This is a genomic window from Pectobacterium peruviense, assembly GCF_002847345.1.
Lineage (GTDB): Bacteria > Pseudomonadota > Gammaproteobacteria > Enterobacterales > Enterobacteriaceae > Pectobacterium > Pectobacterium peruviense.
Genome location: NZ_LXFV01000012.1, coordinates 36,477 through 59,643, shown reverse-complemented (window position 1 = coordinate 59,643; position 23,167 = coordinate 36,477). Strand labels below are relative to the sequence as shown.

17 protein-coding genes are annotated in these 23,167 nt (G+C 53.3%); 10 read left to right on the top strand and 7 right to left on the bottom strand.

Annotation, left to right across the window (positions count from 1 at the left end):
- The first annotated feature begins 1 nt into the window (after position 1).
- Together A0G03_RS11110 and A0G03_RS11105 are read left to right on the top strand one after the other, a co-directional pair.
- Complete coding sequence (locus A0G03_RS11110) at positions 2–1,492, top strand: FGGY-family carbohydrate kinase (RefSeq protein WP_048259853.1); 1,491 nt, start codon at positions 2–4, stop codon at positions 1,490–1,492.
- 100 nt (positions 1,493–1,592) lie between these two features.
- The gene (locus A0G03_RS11105; RefSeq protein WP_014700270.1) at positions 1,593–2,591 is read left to right on the top strand and encodes a sugar phosphate isomerase/epimerase family protein; all 999 of its coding nucleotides are present in this window, start codon (positions 1,593–1,595) and stop codon (positions 2,589–2,591) included.
- Positions 2,592–2,704: 113 nt separating this feature from the next.
- Here A0G03_RS11105 and A0G03_RS11100 read toward each other — a convergent pair whose 3' ends face one another.
- Entirely contained in the window at positions 2,705–3,649 is a 945-nt protein-coding gene (locus A0G03_RS11100) for a sugar-binding transcriptional regulator (protein ID WP_048259854.1), read from the bottom strand.
- A 184-nt stretch (positions 3,650–3,833) separates the two neighbouring features.
- Between A0G03_RS11100 and A0G03_RS11095 the strand changes: the two genes are divergently transcribed.
- The 4 genes from A0G03_RS11095 (at position 3,834) to yciH (ending at position 6,573) form a co-directional block, all read left to right on the top strand.
- Positions 3,834–4,139: a LapA family protein gene (locus A0G03_RS11095; RefSeq protein WP_048259855.1), complete on the top strand. Its 306-nt coding sequence runs from the start codon at positions 3,834–3,836 to the stop codon at positions 4,137–4,139.
- Positions 4,140–4,151: 12 nt separating this feature from the next.
- Positions 4,152–5,321 (top strand): lipopolysaccharide assembly protein LapB, encoded by a 1,170-nt coding sequence (gene lapB, locus A0G03_RS11090; protein ID WP_048259856.1) that lies wholly within the window; start codon positions 4,152–4,154, stop codon positions 5,319–5,321.
- Between the two features lie 182 nt (positions 5,322–5,503).
- Complete coding sequence (gene pyrF / locus A0G03_RS11085) at positions 5,504–6,247, top strand: orotidine-5'-phosphate decarboxylase (protein WP_048259857.1); 744 nt, start codon at positions 5,504–5,506, stop codon at positions 6,245–6,247.
- Complete coding sequence (gene yciH / locus A0G03_RS11080; RefSeq protein WP_048259858.1) at positions 6,244–6,573, top strand: stress response translation initiation inhibitor YciH; 330 nt, start codon at positions 6,244–6,246, stop codon at positions 6,571–6,573. The genes pyrF and yciH overlap by 4 nt, the downstream gene beginning before the upstream one ends.
- A gap of 325 nt (positions 6,574–6,898) precedes the next feature.
- On the opposite strand, the gene osmB is transcribed toward yciH, so the two are convergent.
- Positions 6,899–7,114: an osmotically-inducible lipoprotein OsmB gene (gene osmB, locus A0G03_RS11075; protein WP_048259859.1), complete on the bottom strand. Its 216-nt coding sequence runs from the start codon at positions 7,112–7,114 to the stop codon at positions 6,899–6,901.
- A gap of 336 nt (positions 7,115–7,450) precedes the next feature.
- On the opposite strand from osmB, the gene araD reads away from it, so the two are divergent.
- Positions 7,451–8,146, top strand: a complete 696-nt coding sequence (gene araD, locus A0G03_RS11070; RefSeq protein ID WP_048259860.1) for an L-ribulose-5-phosphate 4-epimerase — start codon at positions 7,451–7,453, stop codon at positions 8,144–8,146.
- Positions 8,147–8,327: 181 nt separating this feature from the next.
- On the opposite strand, the gene A0G03_RS11065 is transcribed toward araD, so the two are convergent.
- The 4 genes from A0G03_RS11065 to A0G03_RS11050 form a co-directional block, all read right to left on the bottom strand.
- Positions 8,328–10,391, bottom strand: a complete 2,064-nt coding sequence (locus A0G03_RS11065) for a carbon starvation CstA family protein (protein WP_048259861.1) — start codon at positions 10,389–10,391, stop codon at positions 8,328–8,330.
- 444 nt (positions 10,392–10,835) lie between these two features.
- The gene (locus tag A0G03_RS11060; RefSeq protein ID WP_048259862.1) at positions 10,836–11,753 is read right to left on the bottom strand and encodes an aldo/keto reductase; all 918 of its coding nucleotides are present in this window, start codon (positions 11,751–11,753) and stop codon (positions 10,836–10,838) included.
- Between the two features lie 173 nt (positions 11,754–11,926).
- Complete coding sequence (locus A0G03_RS11055) at positions 11,927–13,861, bottom strand: exoribonuclease II (protein ID WP_048259863.1); 1,935 nt, start codon at positions 13,859–13,861, stop codon at positions 11,927–11,929.
- A gap of 237 nt (positions 13,862–14,098) precedes the next feature.
- Positions 14,099–16,411, bottom strand: coding sequence for an FdhF/YdeP family oxidoreductase (locus A0G03_RS11050; protein ID WP_048259864.1), 2,313 nt, complete (start codon positions 16,409–16,411; stop codon positions 14,099–14,101).
- A 371-nt stretch (positions 16,412–16,782) separates the two neighbouring features.
- Here A0G03_RS11050 and A0G03_RS11040 point away from each other — a divergent pair, with 371 nt between their 5' ends.
- Positions 16,783–17,685: a LysR family transcriptional regulator gene (locus tag A0G03_RS11040; protein ID WP_048259865.1), complete on the top strand. Its 903-nt coding sequence runs from the start codon at positions 16,783–16,785 to the stop codon at positions 17,683–17,685.
- Here A0G03_RS11040 and A0G03_RS11035 read toward each other — a convergent pair.
- A complete protein-coding gene (locus tag A0G03_RS11035; RefSeq protein WP_048259866.1) occupies positions 17,676–18,746 on the bottom strand; it encodes a LacI family DNA-binding transcriptional regulator in 1,071 nt (356 codons plus the stop codon). The genes A0G03_RS11040 and A0G03_RS11035 overlap by 10 nt on opposite strands.
- 321 nt (positions 18,747–19,067) lie before the next feature.
- Here A0G03_RS11035 and A0G03_RS11030 point away from each other — a divergent pair, with 321 nt between their 5' ends.
- Positions 19,068–20,378 carry an MFS transporter gene (locus tag A0G03_RS11030; protein ID WP_048259867.1) on the top strand — a complete coding sequence of 437 codons (1,311 nt, stop codon included), beginning with the start codon at positions 19,068–19,070 and terminating at the stop codon, positions 20,376–20,378.
- 158 nt (positions 20,379–20,536) lie between these two features.
- On the top strand, positions 20,537–22,903 hold the full coding sequence (locus A0G03_RS11025; protein WP_048259868.1) for a glycoside hydrolase family 31 protein: 2,367 nt from the start codon (positions 20,537–20,539) through the stop codon (positions 22,901–22,903).
- Positions 22,904–23,167: the final 264 nt, after the last annotated feature.

Here is a 23,167-nt window from a genome sequence, read left to right as displayed (position 1 = left end):
GATGTATACGCCGGTTATTTTGGCAATCGATGAAGGGACGACGAACGCCAAGGCGATTGCCGTCGATGAGCGGGGGCGCATTCTGGCTAAAGCGGCCGTTGCTTTGCAGGTCACGCACCCGCAGCCGGGCAGGTCCGAACAGGGTGCGATGGCGATCTGGCGTGCGGTTTGTCAGGCGGCAGAGGCGTGCCTGTCATCATTACACCGCGCTCAGGTGGTAGGCGTTGCCATCAGTAATCAGCGTGAGTCGGTGCTGATTTGGGACAGGCAAACCGGAAAACCGCTGACGGCATTGGTTAGCTGGCAAGATCGCCGTGCGGAGAAATTCTGTCAGGCATTGCAGGGTAGTGTCGAAGCACGTTTGATCGAATCCCGTACTGGGCTGCAAGTCGATCCGCTTTTTCCCGCGGCCAAACTTCATGCCATGCTGGCTGAACTGCCAAACGGCGTTGCCCGGGCGATGCAGGGAGAACTGTGCATCGGGACGGTAGATTGCTGGCTTAACTGGCAGTTTAGCGGCGGGCGGGCGTTCTCCACCGACTATTCCAACGCGGCGAGAACCCAATTGTTCAATATTCACCGTGGCTGCTGGGATGAGGACCTGCTGGCTCTGTTCGGTATCCCCAGCGTTTGTCTGCCTGCCGTCACGCTTTCCTCGGCGTTACACGGTCACACCGGCGTGACGGGCATCAGCGGGCTTGCTGCTGGTGTACCGATTGTGGCGCTGATTGGGGATTCCCATGCTGCGCTGTACGGTCAAGGCATCACCCAAAGTGGCGAAATCAAGGCGACATACGGCACCGGCTCATCGCTGATGACCACTATCAACACGCCGCATCAACACGCCGCAGGGCTCAGCACCACCATTGCCTGGCACGATGGTGAGCTGCGCTATGCATTGGAAGGCAATATCACTCATACCGGCTCGGGATTTGCCTGGATTGGTCAGATGCTGGGCGTCCCTTCCGTTACGCAACTCACCGAACTGGCGCTTAGCGCCGAATCGAATCAAGGTGTCTTCTTTGTTCCTGCCTTATCCGGGCTAGGTGCACCCTATTGGGATGTGCAAGCGCGTGGCCTGCTGTGTGGTTTATGCGACGCCACTACACCCGCCATCATTGCTCGCGCTGGGCTTGAAGCGATTGCGTATCAAATTGCGGACGTTTTTTTCGCTATGGAGCAAGCATCGCAAGCCGCTTTACCCGCCCTGCGTGTTGACGGTGGTGCGACGCAAAACCGCTGGCTGATGCAGTTTCAGGCCGATTTATTACAACGTCCTCTGATTCGCAATCACAACGCTGAAGTGTCGGCGCTGGGAGCGGCCTATCTGGGCGGCAAGATGTTGGGATGGTGGGAGCACAACGAACAGATCGCCGCACTGCCGAGAGAGGTGGAAGTCATCGAACCGTCGGCGGCAAATCACGCCATTCTGGAGAGCTACCAACAGTGGCGTACGGCGGTGGCGCGTGCACGTTTGCGGCCTGAATCATGACCATTTTTAGCAGTAAGAAAGGGTTAACCGTAAAAACCTATCCGATACGCAAGAAAGATAAGCAGCTCAATACCCTATAAATCAAAGAGGTGACTTTATTATGGCAACGTATACCTACCCTGAATTTGGTGCCGGTTTGTGGCATTTTGCGAACTATATCGACCGCTACGCGGTGGACGGCTACGGCCCGGCATTGAGCACTATCGATCAGATCAAAGCAGCAAAAGAGGTCGGCGAGCTATCGTATGTCGACTTGCCTTATCCCTTCACGCCAGGCGTCACGCTAAGCGAAGTGAAAGATGCACTGAAGGATGCAGGGCTGAAAGCGATTGGCATCACGCCGGAAATTTACCTGCAAAAGTGGTCGCGTGGCGCCTTCACCAACCCCGATCCGGCGGCTCGTGCTGCGGCGTTTGAACTGATGCACGAATCTGCTGGCATTGTGCGTGAATTGGGTGCGAATTATGTCAAAGTCTGGCCGGGACAGGATGGTTGGGATTATCCGTTTCAGGTTAGCCATAAAAATCTGTGGAAGCTTGCTGTTGATGGTATGCGCGATCTGGCAGGGGCTAACCCCGATGTGAAATTCGCCATCGAATACAAGCCGCGTGAACCGCGCGTGAAAATGACCTGGGATTCCGCTGCGAGAACGCTGCTGGGTATTGAAGACATCGGGCTGGATAACGTCGGCGTGCTGCTGGACTTCGGGCATGCGCTGTATGGCGGAGAATCACCGGCCGACTCTGCCCAGTTGATTATCGATCGCGGCCGGCTGTTCGGCATGGATGTGAACGACAACCTGCGCGGCTGGGATGACGATTTGGTCGTTGGCACGGTGCACATGACCGAGATCTTTGAATTCTTCTATGTGCTGAAAATCAACAACTGGCAGGGCGTCTGGCAGCTCGATCAGTTCCCGTTTAGGGAGAATCACGTTGAAGCGGCGCAGCTGTCCATCCGTTTCCTGAAGCACATCTATCGTGCGCTGGACAAGCTGGATATCCCTGCGCTTCAGGCGGCACAGGAAGCACAAAATCCGTTACAGGCGCAGCGGATTGTGCAGGACGCGCTGTTGTCATCCATTAACGTTAGCGAGTAGCAGCGGCACGGCTTGTCAGACGCGGAGCAGGGGGGGCGCCTGCGCCTGACATTCCAACTAACGTTGATTGATACCGTACACCCAGCGTCACAAATCGCTGGGTGTGCAATGCGTTAGATCAGCGTCTCAGCGGTTAATCGGTCGGTAATTAATACGTCAATATAGTGGCCGATTAACGCGCCGCGAATGGCCGCGCTTTTTTCGACACCACCCGCCAACGCGACCACGCGTGGGCACTGACGCAACTGTGGTAACGCCATGCCAATCACCGGATCTTCATCATCTTGCAACACTGGCTCGCCTTCCGCGTTGTAGTAATGCAGACATAAATCACCGACGGCACCGCGTTCCGCCAACTGTTGCAGCATTGCTTCGTGATAATAGTTACCGGAGTTTTTCAGCAATTGTGACGGTTCCAGCACGCCGATGCCCACCAGTGCCAGGCTCACTTCGCTGAACTTATCGACTACGCTGGAAACTTCATCGCTGGTCACCAAACGAGCGCGATCTTCCACCGAACGTTCAATGCTCTGTGCCGGTAAGAGATAGGCTGGGCAACTTAATTGGTTAGCCAGCGTTTGTGTCAGGATGGTCGCCTGCACATTGCCGTTTGGTCCCACGCCGCCCAACAGTTGGATGACGCCCTGCGCCTTCACGCTTTGTGGATGCAGGTTGTCCACCATCGCCCGCAGTGTGCTACTCCAGGATGAGATACCGACCAGATCGTCAGGGCGGATACTGGTTTGAACATAGTGCGCCGCAGCGGAACCAATCGCCTGCTTGATTTGCGTCAGCGTTGCGTTGTCGGCGACGTCCACCACGATGGCCTGATCGATGCCGTAGCGCTTCTGAATGGCAGATTCCAGCCCCATGAACATGTTCGGGGGTTGAATTACGCTGATTTTGACCACACCTTCTTTAACACTGCGTGTGATCGCACGCGAGACAAAAGACTGTGACAAATGGAGTGAGGCGGCAATTTCTGCTTGTTTCATCCCTTCGCTATAATAGAGCGTAGCGATCTTGACCAATAATCGCTGTTCGTCCTGTTTTGACATGACTTTTCCCCTTGCTAGCACGCTGCTGTCATTTTTATTCAGTAAAGAATAAATAACAAGCGTAGACGGCAGTGGAGTGTGGTTCTGGATTTCCCTGTCTGTGCTGGACATGGTAATTTAATGGGGTTTGTCGCCAAAATTTGGCATAATTCATCCGGTTAATGGATATCACAGGAAGGAAAATGTGAAATATTTGCTGATTTTTTTACTCGTGCTAGCGATATTCATCATTTCTGTCACACTGGGTGCGCACAACGATCAGGTTGTGACATTTAACTACCTGCTGGCGCAGGGGGAGTATCGAATCTCCACGCTGCTTGCCACGCTGTTTGCTCTGGGCTTTGTCCTTGGCTGGGTTATCTGCGGTCTGTTTTATCTGCGTCAACGCATTGCGCTTGGCCGTGCACTACGTAAAATCAAGCGTCTGGAACAACAGCTTTCTACCTCCACCGAGGAGAATGTGGTGCCAGTGCAGACGGTCACCCACTAAGGAATTCTCTCTATGTTAGAACTGCTGTTTCTGTTGCTGCCCGTGGCCGCCGCGTACGGCTGGTACATGGGTCGCAGAAGTGCGCAGCAGGACAAAGAGCAGGAATCCAACCGCCTGTCCCGCGAATATGTCACCGGGGTTAACTTCCTGTTGTCTAACCAACAGGATAAGGCGGTAGAACTGTTCCTCGACATGCTCAAGGACGACAGCAATACCTTTGAAGCCCATCTTACACTTGGCAACCTGTTTCGTTCACGCGGTGAAGTTGACCGTGCGATCCGCATCCATCAGGCGCTGACCGAAAGTGCATCGTTAACCTTTGAACAACGCCTGCTGGCGGTACAACAGCTTGGCCGTGACTACATGGCAGCTGGGCTGTATGACCGTGCCGAAGAGATTTTCAACCAACTGGTGGATGAAGAAGATTTCCGGCGTAGCGCTTTGCAGCAGCTGTTGCAGATCCATCAGGCCACCAGCGACTGGCAGACGGCGATAGATGTTGCGGAAAAACTGGTCAAGATGGGTAAAGATGAGCTTCGCGTGGACATCGCTCATTTTTACTGCGAGTTGGCGCTGCTGGCGATGGGCAGTGACGATCTGGATAAAGCGTTAACGTTCCTGAAAAAAGGGGCTGCGGCGGACAATCAGTGCGCTCGTGCGTCCATTATGCTGGGGCGCATCTATATGGCTCAGCAGGATTATTCACGCGCGGTGGAAGCCTTGAGGCAGGTTCTCGATCAGGATAAAGAGCTGGTCAGTGAAACATTGCCGATGCTGCAGGAGTGCTATCAGCATTTAGGTAACACCTTGGATTGGGCGCATTTCCTCAAACGCTGCGTGGAAGAAAATACCGGCGCGACGGCGGAATTGATGCTGGCGGATATCCTCGAAAGGGAAGAGGGGGCTGAGGTTGCGCAGGTCTACATCAATCGCCAACTGCAACGTCACCCGACGATGCGTGTGTTCCATCGCCTGATGGATTTCCACCTGCATGAAGCGGAAGACGGCCGAGCAAAAGAAAGCCTTGTGGTGCTGCGCGACATGGTCGGTGAGCAGATTCGTACCAAACCCCGCTATAGCTGCCGCAAGTGTGGCTTCACATCACAATCACTCTATTGGCAATGTCCTTCTTGCCGTACCTGGGCCAGTGTGAAGCCGATCCGTGGATTAGACGGACAATAGCGTCTTGTTATATCGAGTCGTTATTTTTTAATGCTCTTTAGTTACAACATACTAAGGATTGTGCGTGATTTCCGTTTCAGTAAACGTCTTTAACGCCATTGCTCTTCAGGCGGCTGGGATTTCGCAGGCGGGGGATGTAGAATGCGGCGGGAATTTTGGCTTCGCTAGAGACTGGGTGACGAATGAAAAACGAGAATCTACAGCAAAAGAATCAAACGGTATCATCCCCGATTGTTGTCGCGCTGGACTATGCCAGTCAAGATGCGGCGCTGTCGTTTGTTGACCGTATCGATCCGCAGGATTGCCGTTTAAAGGTAGGCAAAGAGATGTTTACCTTATTTGGTCCACAATTCGTGCAGACGTTACAACAGCGCGGCTTTGATGTGTTTCTCGATTTGAAATTCCACGATATCCCGAACACCGTTGCGCATGCTGTTGCTGCTGCCGCCGATCTGGGCGTGTGGATGGTGAATGTACATGCCAGCGGCGGTTCACGCATGATGACTGCGGCGAAAGAAGCGCTGGTGCCGTTTGGTAAAGATGCTCCGCTGCTGATCGCCGTGACCGTGTTAACCAGCATGGATGAAGACGATTTGCGTGGGCTTGGTATTACCGTCAGCCCGGCTGAGCAAGCGGAAAGGCTGGCTGTGTTAACGCATAACAGCGGACTGGATGGCGTGGTGTGTTCCGCACACGAAGCGCAGCGGTTGAAGCAGGTATGTGGTCAGGCATTTCAACTGGTCACGCCGGGAATTCGTCCCGCAGGCAGTGATGTTGGCGATCAGCGCCGCATCATGACGCCCGTTCAGGCGCAACAGGCAGGCGTGGATTATATGGTTATTGGGCGTCCGATCACCCAATCGTCCGATCCGGCTCAGACGCTGCGTGATATTCGCGCGTCGCTGTTAAATGGTTCTGCATCATGAATCATGATAAGAACAGCCAACTGGTTTACTCTACAGAAACCGGGCGCATTACGCCGGAAGAAGAAAAGGCCGTTCGGCCGAAAGGCGATGGTATCGTGCGCATCCAGCGTCAAACGAGTGGACGCAAAGGGAAGGGCGTATGCCTGATTAGCGGTCTCGATCTTGACGATGCTGCGTTGGATAAGCTGGCTGCTGAATTGAAGAAAAAATGCGGCTGCGGCGGTTCAGTAAAAGAAGGCGTGATCGAAATTCAGGGAGACAAGCGCGACCTGCTAAAACAACTTCTTGAAGCGAAAGGGATGAAGGTTAAGCTCGCTGGCGGCTAATCATTATAGATATACTCTAAATAATTCGAGTTGCGTGAAGGCGGCAAGAGAGGGACAAATTCGTCGGGAACGAATTTGACCAGCCAATGGCTGGCCTGCGGTGAGAGACAGGATGTCTCTCATTTCATCCCGATGAGCTTACACAAGTAAGTGATTCGGGTGACAAATTTGCCGGGAGCAGATTTGAACGCTGCTTGCAGCGGCCCTTTAGGGCGAGGCCCACGACGGGCCGAGTATTTGAGCGTAGCCAACGTACATGCAGCTTGAAGTATGACGAGTATGAGAGCAGCAGGCTTACTCCCGTCAACCTGCTGCTCTAAATTCGTTATTTATCGACCTGACGGCCAATCAGCCCGCCGATAGCGGCACCGCCCAGCGTTCCTAATGTTCCGCCATCCGTTAAGATCGCCCCACCTACCGCCCCCGCACCAGCGCCAATGGCGGTATTGCGGTCACGTTTGGACATGTTTGAACAGCCTGCAAGCGTAACAGCAAGCGTAATTGCCAGAGCGGCCGTTGCAACGCGTTTGTTTAATTTCATTTTCTTCCCCTTTCTGCTCTTGGCCTCACGTTTCTTGTGAGGAAAATATCGAACAAAGTGCTTTATGCGGTATTAAATAAAGAAACCGAGCCCTTTACCGCGTAATGACAAGTATAATCATCGGGAAAAACTGCAACAGGTAAAAACTCTTAATTCCCCTACGTTACCTTAACGATAGCAATAATTGATAAATCTGGCTGTTTTTTGCTCAACTCTGTGGCGTGTCTCTTTCTTTTTCCCATAGCAGAACACCGCTAGGTCTTTAGCGATTTAGCCCATAGCGACGAACTCCTCAGGCCGCGAGAATGGTGTCATCGCGCCGATGGGAGGCTGATTATGTTAGAAACGCTAAAAAAACAGGTGTTGGAAGCCAATCTGGCTTTGCCGCAGCACCATCTGGTGACGTTTACCTGGGGAAATGTCAGTGCGGTAGATCGGCAGCGCGGTCTGATGGTGATCAAACCTTCCGGCGTGGAGTATTCGGCCATGACGCTTGAGGATATGGTTGTCGTTGAGCTGGAAAGTGGAAAAGTAATCGAGGGGACGAAGAAGCCGTCGTCAGATACTGATACTCACCGTGTGCTGTATCTGGAGTTTGCTGATATCGGCGGTATTGTGCATACCCATTCTCGCCATGCCACGATATGGGCGCAGGCTGGTAAAGACATCCCCGCCTGGGGAACGACACACGCGGACTACTTTTATGGCTCCATTCCCTGTACGCGACTGATGACGGACGAGGAAATCAACGGCCGTTATGAGTGGGATACGGGAACGGTGATCGTCGAAACTTTCCGCCAGCGCGGCATTTCTCCGGCGGATGTCCCCGCCGTATTGGTTAATTCTCACGGTCCCTTTGCGTGGGGCAAAGATGCCGATAACGCGGTGCATAATGCCGTTGTTCTGGAAGAACTTGCCTACATGGGGATTTTCTCGCGCCAGCTAACGCCTCAGTTGGGTGAGATGCAGCAAACGCTGTTGGATAAACACTATTTGCGCAAACACGGTAAGAACGCGTATTACGGGCAGTAAACCACAGCAGTTCCTCTTCAGTTTACCTTAACGACGTAACCCCGTTGCGTCGTTTGAGTCAAATGTCGCGGCTCCTAACCTGCACGAATTCAACTCTAATTCCCTAAAAACGTTATCTTTGATTAAAAAAATCCCTCCACGCAGGAGGCAGGAGGGATTGAAGAATATACATCGACGGCGTTTAAGGTTGGGCGCCGTCCCGTAAGACAATCGGAGTCTCCCTTGCCGTTGGGACATTACTATTTAGTGCGCGACGAATGACGAAGAACGCGGAAACCAGCATTGTCACCGCCACCAGCATGAAGAACCCGCACAGTGCGGCGTTGATCTGGTTGCTGAAGACGATAGTTTCCATGTCTTTAATCGATTTGGCTGGCGCGATCAGCGTGTTTTGTTCAATACCCGCCGCGAAGCGTTTCGCCTGAGCCAGAAAACCGATGCTCGGTTTTTCATGGAAGATTTTTTGCCAGCCCGCCGTCATCGACGTAATAAACAGCCAGACGGTAGGGACGATAGTCACCCACGCATAGCGCTGTTTCTTCATCTTAAACAACACGACGGTGCCCAGAATCAGCGCCATCGATGCCAGCATCTGGTTACCGATACCGAACAGCGGCCATAGCGTGTTGATACCACCCAACGGGTCGATCACGCCTTGATACACGAAGAATCCCCAACCAGCTACAGCAACGGTCGTACCGGCCAGATTCCCCATCCAGGAATGGCTGTTAGCTAATCTCGGAATCGCAATTCCGACCAGATCCTGCACCATGAAGCGACAGGCGCGCGTCCCGGCGTCAACGGCGGTCAGAATGAACAGCGCTTCAAACAGAATCGCAAAGTGATACCAGAAGGCCATCATCGCCCGGCTGTTAAAGATTTCCGTGATGATATAGGCCATGCCTACCGCGAAGGTTGGCGCACCACCAGCGCGAGAGAGAATAGAGGCTTCGCCGACGTCATTGGCAATCGCACTCAATTCCTGCGGCGTAATCACAAACCCCCAGCTGTTAATGGCCAGCGAGGCGCTCTCAACTGTGGTACCGATCAAGGCGGCGGGTGAGTTCATGGCGAAGTAAATGCCCGGTTCGATAACCGAGGCACAAATCAGCGCCATGATGGCGACGAAGGATTCCATCAGCATCGCACCATAGCCGATGAAGCGGATATGGCTCTCGCGTTCAACCAGCTTCGGCGTGGTGCCGCTGGAAACGAGGGCGTGGAAGCCGGAAATCGCGCCGCAGGCGATGGTAATGAACAGGAACGGGAATAGCGAACCGGAGAATACGGGGCCGCTGCCGTCAATAAAACGAGATACCGCGGGCATTTTCATTTCCGGCATCGCGAACACAATACCGAAGGCCAGCCCGATAATAACCCCGATTTTTAAGAACGTAGAGAGATAATCACGCGGTGCCAGCAGCAGCCAGACGGGCAGAACTGACGCCACGAAGCCGTAGATGACCAGTACCCAAGTGAGTGATGTGCCCTTCAGTGTGAAGAACGGCCCCCAGTACGGATGTGCAGCGATGTTGCCGCCGTAGACAATTGCCAACATCATCAGCACAAAGCCAATGATGGACACTTCAGCGATTTTACCCGGGCGTAAAAAGCGCATGTAAACGCCCATGAAGAGCGCAATAGGGATAGTGGCGGCAATGGTAAATAATCCCCACGGGCTTTCTGCCAGCGCTTTAACAACCACCAGTGCCAGCGCCGAAAGAATGATGATCATGACGCCCAGCGCGCCGAGCATGGTGATAATACCCGCGAACGTACCCAGCTCTTGTTTTGCCATTTCACCCAGTGAACGACCGTCACGACGGGTGGAGATAAACAGCACCAGGAAATCCTGCACGGCGCCTGCCAGCATCACGCCGACCAAAATCCAGATTGTACCGGGGAGGAATCCCATCTGTGCGGCAAGGATTGGCCCAACCAACGGACCCGCTCCGGCGATGGCGGCGAAGTGGTGGCCGAACAGCACCCATTTATTGGTGGGAACGTAATCCAGACCGTCGTTATGACGTTCAGCCGGTGTCAGTCGGCGATCGTCGAGCTCAAACACTTTTTTGGCGATAAACAGGCTGTAAAACCGATAGGCGATGCTGTAACACGATACCGCGGCGATAACCAGCCACACAGCATTCACGTGCTCACCGCGGCTTAGCGCCAGCGTGGCGAACGAAAAGGCGCCCGCCAGACCGACTAACAGCCAAATCACAATGCTCTTTACGTTACTCATAACAACGGCTCCTTCGTTATTCAGAAAGGGTATACCGTAATACTTCAAGCTGCATGTGCGTTGGCTTCTCTTACTCACCCCAGTCACTTACTTGTGTAAGCTCCTGAGGATTCATGCGTTTGCCGCGTTACGAGACTCATAGTGAGCCTCGCCCTCGCGGGCCAATGCTTTGCATTGTTCAAAACGTCAACGTTTTGTCCTGCAACTTGAATTATTTGGGGTATATGGCACGAGTGTTAATGCAATTTAACAATAGTGGGTTTGTTGGCGAAGAGAAGCGGATGGATGAGAAAATGTGAGCGAACGTGAATTTCTGTAAAGAAACTTAAAGGCTAAACAATGGCTAACGTGTTGGTGCAGTAAAATAAGCGCGAAAAAATAACAGGCTCTGCCGAGGGAAATTCAGAGGATGGCAGAGCCAATGCACTTGAGAAAAAACGTTTATTAAGGCAGGACGTTTCCGGCAGCGCGGTAAATCTCGTACCATTCTTCGCGGCTGAGCGTCAGCGTAGACGCCGCAGCGATGTCACGAATACGTTCCGGACTCATGGTGCCGATAACCACCTGCATGGCGGCAGGGTGACGCAGGATCCACGCGGTGGCGATCGCCGTATTGGTGACGTTATGGTGCTCGGCGATGTGATCAATCGTCGCGTTTAGCTTGGGGAATTTCTCATTATCGAGAAAAACGCCTTCAAAGAAGCCGTATTGGAAAGGCGACCAGGCCTGAATGGTCATCGTATTCAGACGGCTGTATTCCAAAATTGCGCCATCGTGGTTCACCGATGCTGGGTTTGTCATATTCACGTTAAAACCCGCATCAATCATACCCGTGTGCATAATGCTGAATTGCAACTGGTTGGCGATCAGCGGCTGGCGTACGGATTTCTTCAGCAACTCAATCTGCAACGGGTTCTGATTGCTGACGCCGAAATGGCGAACTTTCCCGCTGTTTTCCAACTCATCGAATGCGGCAGCCACTTCGTCAGGTTCAAACAAGGTATCCGGGCGGTGCAACAGGAGTGTATCAAGATAGTCTGTTTTTAAACGTTGCAGGCTGCCTTCAACGGACGCGATGATGTGCGCTTTGGAAAAATCAAAAAAGCCCTTACGAATACCGCATTTGGATTGCAGAAAAATTGATTCCCGGCGGGTGGACGTCTTCTGTAAACCTGCGGCGAAAACCTCTTCCGACAAGCCTGAGCCATAGATATCGGCGTGATCGAAGAAATCGATGCCAGCCTCAACGGAAGCATTGAGGATGTCAGCAGCTTCATTCGTGCTTTTCTTCGCCATTCGCATACAGCCCAACGCAATGTTGGAAGCCTGTATCGCGGATGTGCCGATTGTTATTTTCTTCATCGGGAACACTCCTGTTAGTAGGGTTGCATACCGTCTGTCATTGATTGTTTTTAAAACGGATCAGACGCGGCTATATCGTTGGTAAATCATGTAGCGGAATTAAAGATGATGACACGCGAGTCAGTTCACGATGAACGCTCGCGCGGAGATGCTGTATTGCAGCGGTATGACTACTATGCGGCAGGCTTTGCCACGATGCTGCGGTTTTCCAAACGAACTTCAGCGATGATGACGTCCAGCGTATCCCCCTGACGATAAAGCACTTCACCTTTCACTGTGAGGGTACCCATTTCCTGACTGCACACCAGTTCATCGCGCACGGCGTGGATAAAGGAGGACGGAATAAACGCTACCGCACCGTTATCCAGCAGACGAACGCGCAGGCCACCGCGTGTGACATCAATGATTTCCGCGTTGAAGCGAATATCTGTGCCAGCTTTGTCTTTGAGGTAGCGGGCGTACAGCCAGTCACCGACATCACGTTCAGCCATACGGTTCAGGCGACGGCGTTCGGCCAGTTGTACTGTGACGTCATCCTGCGGTTTTTCCGCGGCCTGTCCGGTGATAACCGCTTTCAGCAAACGGTGGTTCACCATATCGCCGTATTTACGGATCGGAGATGTCCAGGTGGCATAGGCTTCCAACCCCAGACCAAAGTGTGGCCCCGGAGTGGTGCTGACTTCTGCAAAAGACTGGAAGCGACGAATACGGCTATCCAGGAACTGCGTCGGCTGGGCATCCAGTTCGCGACGCAGCGTACAGAAGCCATCGAGCGTCAACAGTGTTTGTGCGTCGGCCTTAACACCATGTGTGTCCAGTACGGTGACGGCTTGCTCAATCGATGCAGGATCGAAGCCGTTGTGTACGTTATAGATACCGAAACCCAGTTTGTCGCGCAGCACAATGGCCGCACAGACGTTGGCTGCAATCATGGATTCTTCAACGATACGGTTGGCGATGCGGCGGTGCTCAACCACGATCTCCAACACGTCGCCTTTTTCACCCAGCAGGAAACGGTAATCTGGGCGATCTTTGAACACCAGTGCGTGTGTGGTGCGCCATTCGCTGCGTGCCAGACAGAGGCGGTGCAGCAAACGGATTTGCTCGGCAATCTCTTCGTTCTGCGGCTGCCATTCACCTTGGTTTTCCAACCAGTCGGAGACGTTGTCATACGCTAATTTGGCTTTGGATTCGATCGAGGCGGCAAAGAAGTGGGTATCGTCACCCAGTGCACCGTCGGCGGCAATTGTCACGCGGCAGGCGAGGACAGGGCGACGCTCGTTCGGGCGTAGGGAACAGATATCGTCCGACAGTGCGCGCGGCAGCATTGGGATGTTGAAGCCAGGCAAATAGTTGGTGAAGGCGCGCTGGCGTGCAATGTTGTCCAGTTCGCTGCCTGCATCCACATACGCGGTTGGATCAGCGATGGCGATCGTTAATTGTAGTGAGCCATCACCGTTATCCTGCACGTACAGCGCATCGTCCATATCTTCGGTGCTGGCGCTGTCGATGGTGACAAAGTTCAGTGCCGTCAAATCTTCACGGACGAGCTCGCCATCATGACGTTCAGTGGTTTCAACTTCTGGGGCTGAGCGCTCCAGATTGTGGCGTGACAATGTCACCCACCACGGCACCAGCGGGTCATCGCCCGTGGTGATGTACTGCGTCAGTTCGGCATGAAATCCACGGTCGCCCTTCAACGGGTGACGACGCATTTCTGCGACAGCCCAATCGCCTTCCTGAAAATTGTCGGTGACATCACGCGCGGCGCGGCAGGGAATCGCCTCTTTCAGCAGCGGATGGTCAGGTGTGATTGATAAGCGATCGTCTTTTTTATGAATGCGCCCAACAAACCGGGTAAGGAAAGGTTCGATCAGCGTTTCTGGCTCGACAATTTCCCGATCTTTTTCCGTATGCAGGGTGGCGGTAATGCGGTCGCCGTGCATCACTTTTTTCATGTGTGGAGGGGGAATGAAATAGCTTTTTTGTCCGTCAGCTTCAAGAAAGCCAAATCCCTTATCGGTACCTTTGACGACACCTTCAACACGCGGTGTCTTAGAGTGAAGTTGCTGTTTTAGCTGTGCAAGCAGCGGATTATCTTGAAACATAGCGTCCAGAAATACGATTGTGAGTGGCTTAATTAGCAGTTCACAGTTTTACTCGAATCAGGTGCTGGCGGCAAGAATAATCGGGGATAGCGCGGCCGGATAACGGTAGCAAAAGGGCGAATAAACTCGAATAAAGTCAATGCTGATTGGCGTGAGGCCCCTGTCATGTGCGCCATTAGTTTCGCGACACAACAGGGGGGCGTTTACGCTATAACGTAGACCCTAATGAATAGATCCTTAAGCGATACGCAGCAGAGATTCCGCCTGCATACTGCGACGAACGCTAACGGGCACCGACTTAGAGGTCGGCGTGTGCGTTTCATCTCCAAAGCTGGACAGCGGCACCAGCGGGTTGGTTTCCGGATAATAGGCCGCCAGATTACCGCGCGGAATATTGTAGCTCACCAATTTGAAACCGTTGACGATGCGGGTAATGCCATCATTCCACAGCGTCTCGATATCGACCAGATCGCCATCTTCCAGCCCTAGCGCGGCAATGTCATCCGGGTGCATGAACAGCACTTCCCGCTGACCATAAACGCCGCGATAGCGGTCATCCAGACCATAAATCGTGGTGTTGTACTGATCGTGAGAACGCAGGGTTTGCAGCGTAAAGGGCACGTCGCTGCCTTGTAGCTGCGGGAACAGTGTATCAGGCAGCGCGGCATGGCCGAATTGGGCTTTTTCGTTGAGGGTATTAAAGCGGAGTTCGGCGGCCGCATTGCCGAGATAAAACCCGCCCGGCAGGTCACAGTTGGCGTTGAAATCGGTAAAGCCAGGAATGGTGGCGGCGATATGGTCGCGGATACGTGAATAATCATCCGCCAGCGCCAGCCAGTCGAGTTTTTCATTGCCGAGAACCGCGTTAGCAATACCGCAAACAATGGCCGTTTCCGAGCGCTGCAACGGTGAAAGCGGCTGCCCGACACCCTGTGAGGCGTGCACCATGCTGAAGGAGTCCTCGACGGTAATAAACTGTGCACCGCTGGCCTGCATATCGAGATCGGTGCGGCCGAGCGTTGGCAGAATGAGCGCGTCAACCTTGCCGGTAACTAGATGACTGCGGTTGAGCTTGGTGCTGATGTGTACGGTCAGATCGCAACGACTGAGTGCGTCTTCGGTGCGTGCCGAATCCGGTGCGGCGGCAGCGAGGTTACCACCCAGCGCGATTAACACCTTAACTTCATCGCGCAGCATGGCTTCCAGCGCCTCTACCGTGTTGTGGCCTGCGGCGTAAGGTGGCGTGAAGTCATAATGTGCTGCCAGACGATCGAGAAACGCGGCCGTCGGCTTCTCATCGATCCCCATCGTGCGGTTACCCTGCACATTACTATGACCGCGTACCGGACACAGTCCCGCACCCGGTTTACCCAACTGCCCAAACAGCAGTTGCAGATTGACGATTTCCCGCACGGTGGCGACGGAATGCTTGTGTTGGGTAATGCCCATCGCCCAGGTGCAGATCACGCGCGGTGACTGCTGATAAATTGCCGCCACATAGCGTAACTGTGCTTCGCTCAGGCCGGACTGCTGTTCGATCTTCTGCCAGCTTGTCGCATCGACAACTGCCAGATAGTCGTTTACCTGTTGGGTATGCGTGGACAGGAAATCCTGATCGAATAACCCCGACTCTCCGTCAGACAGACGCTGACGATGCGTTTCCAGCAGCGCTTTTACCATGCCGCGCACGGCAGCCATATCACCGCCCAGATTGGGTTGCAGATAGGTTTCGCTAATGGTGCCGGACAGCGGCGTGAGCAGTTCCAGCGGGTTCTGCGGATTGGCAAAACGTTCCAGACCGCGCTCGCGTAGCGTATTGAAGGAGACGATATGCGCACCGCGATCGGCAGCGTGGCGTAGGCTGTGCAGCATACGCGGATGATTGGTGCCGGGGTTCTGGCCGAAGATGAAAATCGCGTCAGCGTGTTCGAAATCATCCAGTCGGATTGTGCCTTTGCCAACGCCGATGCTCTGTTTCAGGCCGATGCCGCTGGCTTCATGGCACATATTCGAGCAGTCAGGAAAATTGTTGGTGCCCAGCATACGGCCAAAAAGTTGATACAGATAAGACGCTTCATTGCTGGCTCGGCCAGACGTATAAAGCTCCACCTGATTAGTATGTGCCATGTTACCGATGTGGTGAGCGATCAGCGCAAAAGCCGCATCCCAGTCGATGGGAACATAGCGATCGCTGGCGCGGTCGTAGCGCATTGGATGGGTTAAGCGGCCCTGATACTCGAGGAAATAGTCACTTTGCTGGCGTAGCGTTGTAACGCTGTGGGCGGCGAAAAAATCCAGATCGACCGCTTTGCGCGTCGCTTCCCAACTCACCGCTTTTGCGCCGTTTTCACAAAAGCTGAACGTGCTGCTGTTGTCATCACCCCAGGCACAGCCGGGGCAGTCAAATCCTTTCGATTTATTGACCCGTAACAAGTTTCGGATATTTTTCAGCGCTTGCTTGCTGTCGAGGACAAAACGCGTGGTGGCTTCCAACGAGCCCCAGCCGCCAGCCGCGCTGCGGTATGGCTTGATAGATGGTTTGAATTTCATGAAATGTTCCGCAGGTGAATAAACCCGTCATACTTCAAGTTGCAGGTGTGTTGGCTGCGATACTCGGCACACTTACGTGTGCCTCACCCCGTTGGGGCCGCTGCAAGCAGCGTTCAAATCCGCCTCTGGCAGATTTGTCGCTCACCCCAGTCACTTACTTATGTAAGCTCTTGGGGACTCGCTGCGTTGCCGCCGGCCTGAAACTCGAATTATTTAGGGTTTTGTTTTTTTTATGTGAACAAAACTTTAAATGTTTGCTCTTGTTTTGAAGTCTAGGTGCCATCGGCGATCGCGTCTAATCAAATGCGGCTATGGTGGGATAGAGGCTATTTATCGGTATACTTGTCGCTTACCCACTACAGAGTCTGGCGATGGATATTAAACAGCTGCAATACCTGTGCAATTTGGAAAAAGAGCGCCATTTTGGTCGGGCAGCGGAAGCCAGTTTTGTCAGTCAACCAACGCTCTCCATGCGGTTGAAAAATCTGGAGCGGGAGCTGGATCTGGCGTTAATCAACCGGGGTAATAATTTTGAAGGCTTTACGGCTGAAGGTGAGCGCGTACTGGCTTGGGCACGGGAGATCGTCTCGGTTTATCAGGGATTGAAACTGGAAGTCGCCTCGCTGAAGCGCGGCGTAAGCGGGGTATTGCGCATCGGCGCGGTGCCGCAAAGCAGTATTGCATTGTCGAGCCTGCTGGCGGCGGTGAATGAGGAATATCCACAGTTGGATTTCCAGATCTCGCTGTTCAGTGCGGATCAACTGCTGGAAGCGCTGAATGCGCATTCGGTGGATGTTGGCATCGGCTTTTTTGAGTTTTCAACGCTAGAGGAACTGCACTTTCAGGCGTCGCCGCTGACGGAGCAGGGCGTTGATCTGTTGTTCCATCCGCATCATTTCCCTCAGTTGGTGGGGGATGCACCGCTGGCGCTCGATGCGCTTTCCGACGTACCACTCTGTTTAGCGGAAGCCAGTCGCTATTTTCGTCGCTATCTGGATAGTCATTTTCGTGAAATGGGCGTCTCGCCGTGGGTAAAGGTGGAAAGTGCCTCCGTTCTGCAATTAATCCAAAGCGTCTATGTTGGGCTTGGGTGTGGGATTGTGCCCCACGGTAGCCTGATCCCAGAGATGACGCCCGCGTTAACGCTGCGTCCGTTGCAATTTCCCCCGATGCGTCGCCAACCTGCTGTCGTCATCGCGCAGGCTGGCAGAGCGACGCCGCTGGCACAGAATTTCTTTGACGTCGCACAGCAGTGGTTGCTGGCTCAGTCATAGAGGCTCTTGTCCTGCACTGGGGCAACCGATTTACTGGCGCGAAGCCGTCTGACGGACTGACGAATCACCAGCGTACCGTTTAGTAGCAGGTTGCCCACGGGGGCGTCGGGGCGAATCAGACGATATTGCAGCAGCCTGACGGCCTCTTCGCCCAGCGCCTCACGCGGCACATGTACCGATGTTAGCGGCACGTCATGAATCGCGGAGAGATTGAAGCCATCCATGCTCATCACTGAGACGTCCTGCGGGACGCGTAATCCCGCCTTGTTCAGTGCATTCACCGCCCCAACCGCGATGAAATCACCGCCTGCCAGAATAGCCGTGGGCCATTTATCCTGCGGACAGCGGGCTAAAAAATCGGTCATCGCCTGTTCTGCATCCACCGTGCTGAAATTATCCAACGCCAGCAAATGCTCTTCGGTGGTGAAAGGGAGGTTGTGGTACTGATAGGCATCCCGGATACCGTCCAGACGCAGTTCCATCGTATAACGACGCAGGCATAACAGGGTCAACACGTTATGGTGACCCTGTTCAAAGAGATAGTGGGCGGAGAACTCGCCGATTAGCCGATGCGCGGGTGCTACACCCGGTAATCTCATCTTGCGGTCGATGCAGTTAATTAATATGCAGGGTTTACCGCTGTCCGCTGCCAGTGCGTGAATATACGGATCGTCGATGCCGATCAGCAGTGCGGCCTCCGTGGCCGGATCGCGCATTTTGTCTAAAAATAGCGCCACATCGCTGTCATTTTCCTCCAGCCCGCAGTATCGCACTCGCACATCATGGGGTTTCAAGGCGTCAATAATGCTTTGTACGACCTTGTGATAGAAAATGTCTGACCGAATATCAAACGCACGCGGCGGGGCGAAGATGGTCAGTCCGTTCAAGAGCAGGCGGCCGTTGGCGAGATCGGTCAGTACCCCGCACTGGCGGGCGCAGTTGAGAATATCCTCTTTAGCACGCTCGCTGGTATTGGACTGACCAGATAGTACGCGTGAAACCGTACTGATCGAGTAGCCTGTTCGCTGCGCAATTTCACGTATTTTCAGGTTTCCTTTCATTTTGTGATCCCGTTCACCTTCGAAAATGACAAAGTTTTCATTGCTACTTATCGCCTGTTATCAGCTGCTATAGATGTTTTTTTGCCTGCATTTTGACCATAGCATGAAAATGTTTTCAAAAAAGTGAGTGTTTCACGATTTTCAATTGTTCTACTCTCGATTTGGTAAACCAATTTCAGTAGTTAGATACGACAGATATAGGATTTAAGTCAATAAATACAATGACATAAAAATGATTTGGTAGTTCGATAGGCTATAAATACAAAAATGCCTTCGAGATATCAGACCAATGTAACCCTACTTTCCTGTAAAGGAGTCACCATGAGTCTCGACATCAATCCGTCTTCCATCGCTACCAAAGGTAAACGGACATTCAGAAATCTGCGTTGGTGGGTGCTGAGCCTGTTTCTGCTCGGCGTTACCGTTAACTACATCACGCGTAATTCGCTCGGTATTCTGGCGCCAGAACTGAAAACCAGTATGGGCATCACCACCGAGCAATACTCCTGGATTGTAGGTGCATTCCAGCTCGCATATACCATCTTCCAGCCGATTTGCGGCTGGCTGATCGATGTCATCGGTCTGAAAATGGGCTTTATGATTTGTGCGGTGATATGGGCGTTGATGTGCATCTTGCATGCGGGAGCGGGAAGCTGGCTGCACCTTGCGATTCTACGCTTCTTTATGGGGGCGTCCGAAGCTGCGGCAACACCGGCAAACGCCAAAACGCTGGGCGAATGGTTCCCTAAGAAAGAGCGACCGATTGCGGCAGGCTGGGCCGGTGTCGGTTTTTCCATCGGTGCGATGCTGGCACCGCCGATTATTGTCGTCGCGCATGCCTATCTCGGCTGGCAGGGCGCATTTATGTTCACGGGCGCGCTGGCGCTGATGTGGGTGGTGTTGTGGTGGCTGTTCTACCATAACCCAGAAGAACACCCTAATTTAAGCCGCGAGGAGCTGGATTTCATCCGTCAGGACAATGAAGCTCCCCCCGTCAAACTGCCTTTCTTTACCGCACTGAAAACCGTTTCAAAAAACAAACGCTTTTACGGTATCGCTATTCCAGCCTTTATGGCGGAGCCCGCGTGGGCCGTGCTCAGCTTCTGGGTGCCGCTCTATCTGGCGAATGAACGCGGTATGGATCTGAAGCAAATTGCGATGTTTGCGTGGCTACCGTTTCTTGCCGCCGATCTGGGCAGCATCGCCAGTGGCTACCTCACCCGACTCTACACCCGCTGGTTCGGCTGTTCACGCGTCAACTCAATTGTGGCCAGTTCGGTAACGGGTGCGTTTCTGATGCTGTCGCTGGCACTGGTCGCCATCAGCAAAGATCCGTGGGTAGCGATTCTGCTGATTTCCATCGGTGGATTCGGCCATCAGGTGATTTCCTGCATGTTGAGCGCACTGGTTGTGGAATCGTTTGATAAAGGGCAGATGGCAACCGTGAACGGGATGCGCGGTTCGTTTGCCTGGATTGCTAGCTTTCTGTTCTCGCTGCTGATTGGCGTCACCGCCGACAAGATTGGCTTTAACCCGCTGTTTGTGGCGATGGGCTTCTTCGATCTGATTGGTGCCGTCTTCCTTATCGCGTTTATTGCTGAACGCCGTGGGAAAACGCGCACGCAGGCATAACGGTTTATGCCGACCGTTTAATAAGCGAGATACACGGAGCAACCACGGAGTGAGGCTTCTCTACGGGAACCTCACCCCCGTGTTTCTCCTAACAATGGGCTTACGTGACCTGCATCAAGCGTAACGGCTGGTTTATTTTTTCCTGAAAAGGACGCTGTATGAAAACGTTGAAAAATTGGGTGTTTCGTCATCAGAGCACCGATCATGTTGAGCTGCTGGTGGACGACAGACATGTTTTTCGCCTGTACGTGCTGGAGCCGATGTTGGCCCGTGTGCTGATTAAACAGAATGGCGAACTGAGTCTGAACCGCACCTGGAGCATCGCGCCGCAGCAGGATGTTCCCTGGGAGGGACGCAACCGTGAAAGTAGCGACGGTTTCAGCCTACCGGGATTTTTGCTGGAAGAGTTGGACGACGCGCTGCGTATCAGCACCGCGCGGATGCGCATTACGATTCACCAGCCGCTGTGGCTGGCGTGGGAATATCGGGATGAGCAGGGCGAATGGCAGCCGTTTGCCGCCGACCGCCCCACCAGCGCTTATCTGCTGAACCCACACGGTGAGGGTGTTGCGCACTATCAGCGCCGTTTCCCGACAGAGCGCTATTATGGTTTGGGTGAAAAAGCGGGCGATCTTGAACGTACGGGACGCCGATTTGAGTTCCGTAATCTGGACGCCATGGGTTACAACGCGGCGAGTACCGACCCGCTGTACAAGCATGTTCCTTTCACCATCACCCGGCGTGAGGATGTCAGCTTTGGTCTGTTCTACGATAACCTAAGCACGACCTGGCTCGATCTCGGCAATGAAATCGATAACTATCATCTGGCGTATCGACGCTATCAGGCGGAGGCGGGTGATCTCGATTATTACCTGTTTATCGGGCCGCGCGTGCTGGATGTGACAAAAGCCTTCGTGCGGCTGACGGGGAAAACGCACTTTGGGCCAAAATGGAGCTTAGGCTACAGCGGTTCGACCATGCATTACACCGATGCGCCCGATGCGCAGCAGCAGTTGATGAAATTTATTGCGCTGTGCCGCGAACACCATATTCCGTGTGATTCGTTTCAACTCTCGTCGGGCTACACGTCGATTAACAATAAGCGTTATGTGTTTAACTGGAACCACGACAAAGTCCCTCAACCTGAAGTGATGTCGCAGGCGTTCCACGATGCGGGCCTAAAGCTGGCAGCCAATATCAAACCCTGTTTACTGCAAGATCACCCGAAATATGATGAGGTGTCGGCGCAGGGGCTGTTTATCCGCGATTCCGAATCCGATACGCCGGAGCGTTCCAGCTTTTGGGACGATGAAGGTTCGCACCTTGATTTCACCAACCCGGCAACGGTGGCGTGGTGGCAGGAGAACGTCACCCGACAACTGTTGGAGAAAGGCATCGACTCGACGTGGAATGACAACAACGAATATGAAGTCTGGGATGGTGAAGCCCGCTGTCACGGATTCGGCCAACCGATGGCGATCAAAAATATTCGTCCGCTGATGCCGCTGTTGATGATGCGCGCCTCGCTGGAGGCACAGCAGCGCTTCGCCCCAACACTGCGTCCTTATCTGATCTCTCGTTCTGGCTGTGCGGGAATGCAGCGCTATGTGCAGACCTGGAGCGGCGATAACCGCACCAACTGGCAGACGCTGCGCTACAACACGCGGATGGGCGTTGGGATGAGCCTGTCCGGCCTGTTTAATGTTGGGCACGACGTCGGCGGTTTTTCCGGTGACAAGCCGGACGCTGAGCTTTTTGTGCGCTGGGTACAAAACGGTGTGATGCATCCGCGTTTCACTATCCATTCGTGGAATGACGACCATACGGTGAACGAACCGTGGATGTATCCCTCGGTAACGGCGGCAATACGCAGCGCGATTGAACTTCGCTATCGCCTTCTGCCGTATTTTTATACGTTGCTCTGGCAAGCCAGTGCGGACGATGAGCCGATGCTGCGACCAACGTTCCTCGATCACGAACAGGATCGCGCGACGCTGGAGGAAACTGACGATTTTATGCTGGGGCGAGACATTTTGGTCGCCAGTGTTGTGGAGCCAGAGCAACGCCAGCGTACGGTCTATCTACCTGCTAATACCTCTGGCTGGTACGATTTTTATTCCGGCCAATGGTTCAGCGGCGGACAGACTATCGTGCTGGATGCGCCACTGGAACGCCTGCCGCTGATGGTCAGAGCGGGAGCGATGATCCCACTATCGGGGCGAACGGCGTATGTCAGCCAACATGAAGACGAACAGCGCGAATTCCTGCTCTTTCCACCTACCGCTGGCGGTACGGACTCTGGACTGCTGTTTGAAGATGATGGGGAAACGTGGCAATGGCGTGAAGGAAATGCGCTGTGGTTACGTTGGGAAATCCGCGCGGATATCCAACGAATTGACATCACGTTTACGTCAGAAGGACGATATCAGCCAGCCTGGAAGTACGCGACGCTGCGCTTGCCGGTAGGCGAACAGCGCAATTTGTACATTAACGGCGTTCGCACGGATACCTATCAACACCAATAGTCACCGCGATATCTATTGCTTCCTGTTGCGCCTCGGATTTATTACCGAGGCGTTTTTTTTGTTATGCAGAATATAAATAATATTCGATTGGTTATTGTCAGGATAAGGAGATGTTAATGAAGTGAACGGGATATTAAATATAAAAAAGAGTTGTGCTAATACCCTTAATAACAGCGGAACTACACAATAGTTTAAATAGTAAAAAAACGTTTTATAACAGTTAAAAAAATAGATACTTGGTAAGTAATAAGTTCGCGAATTATC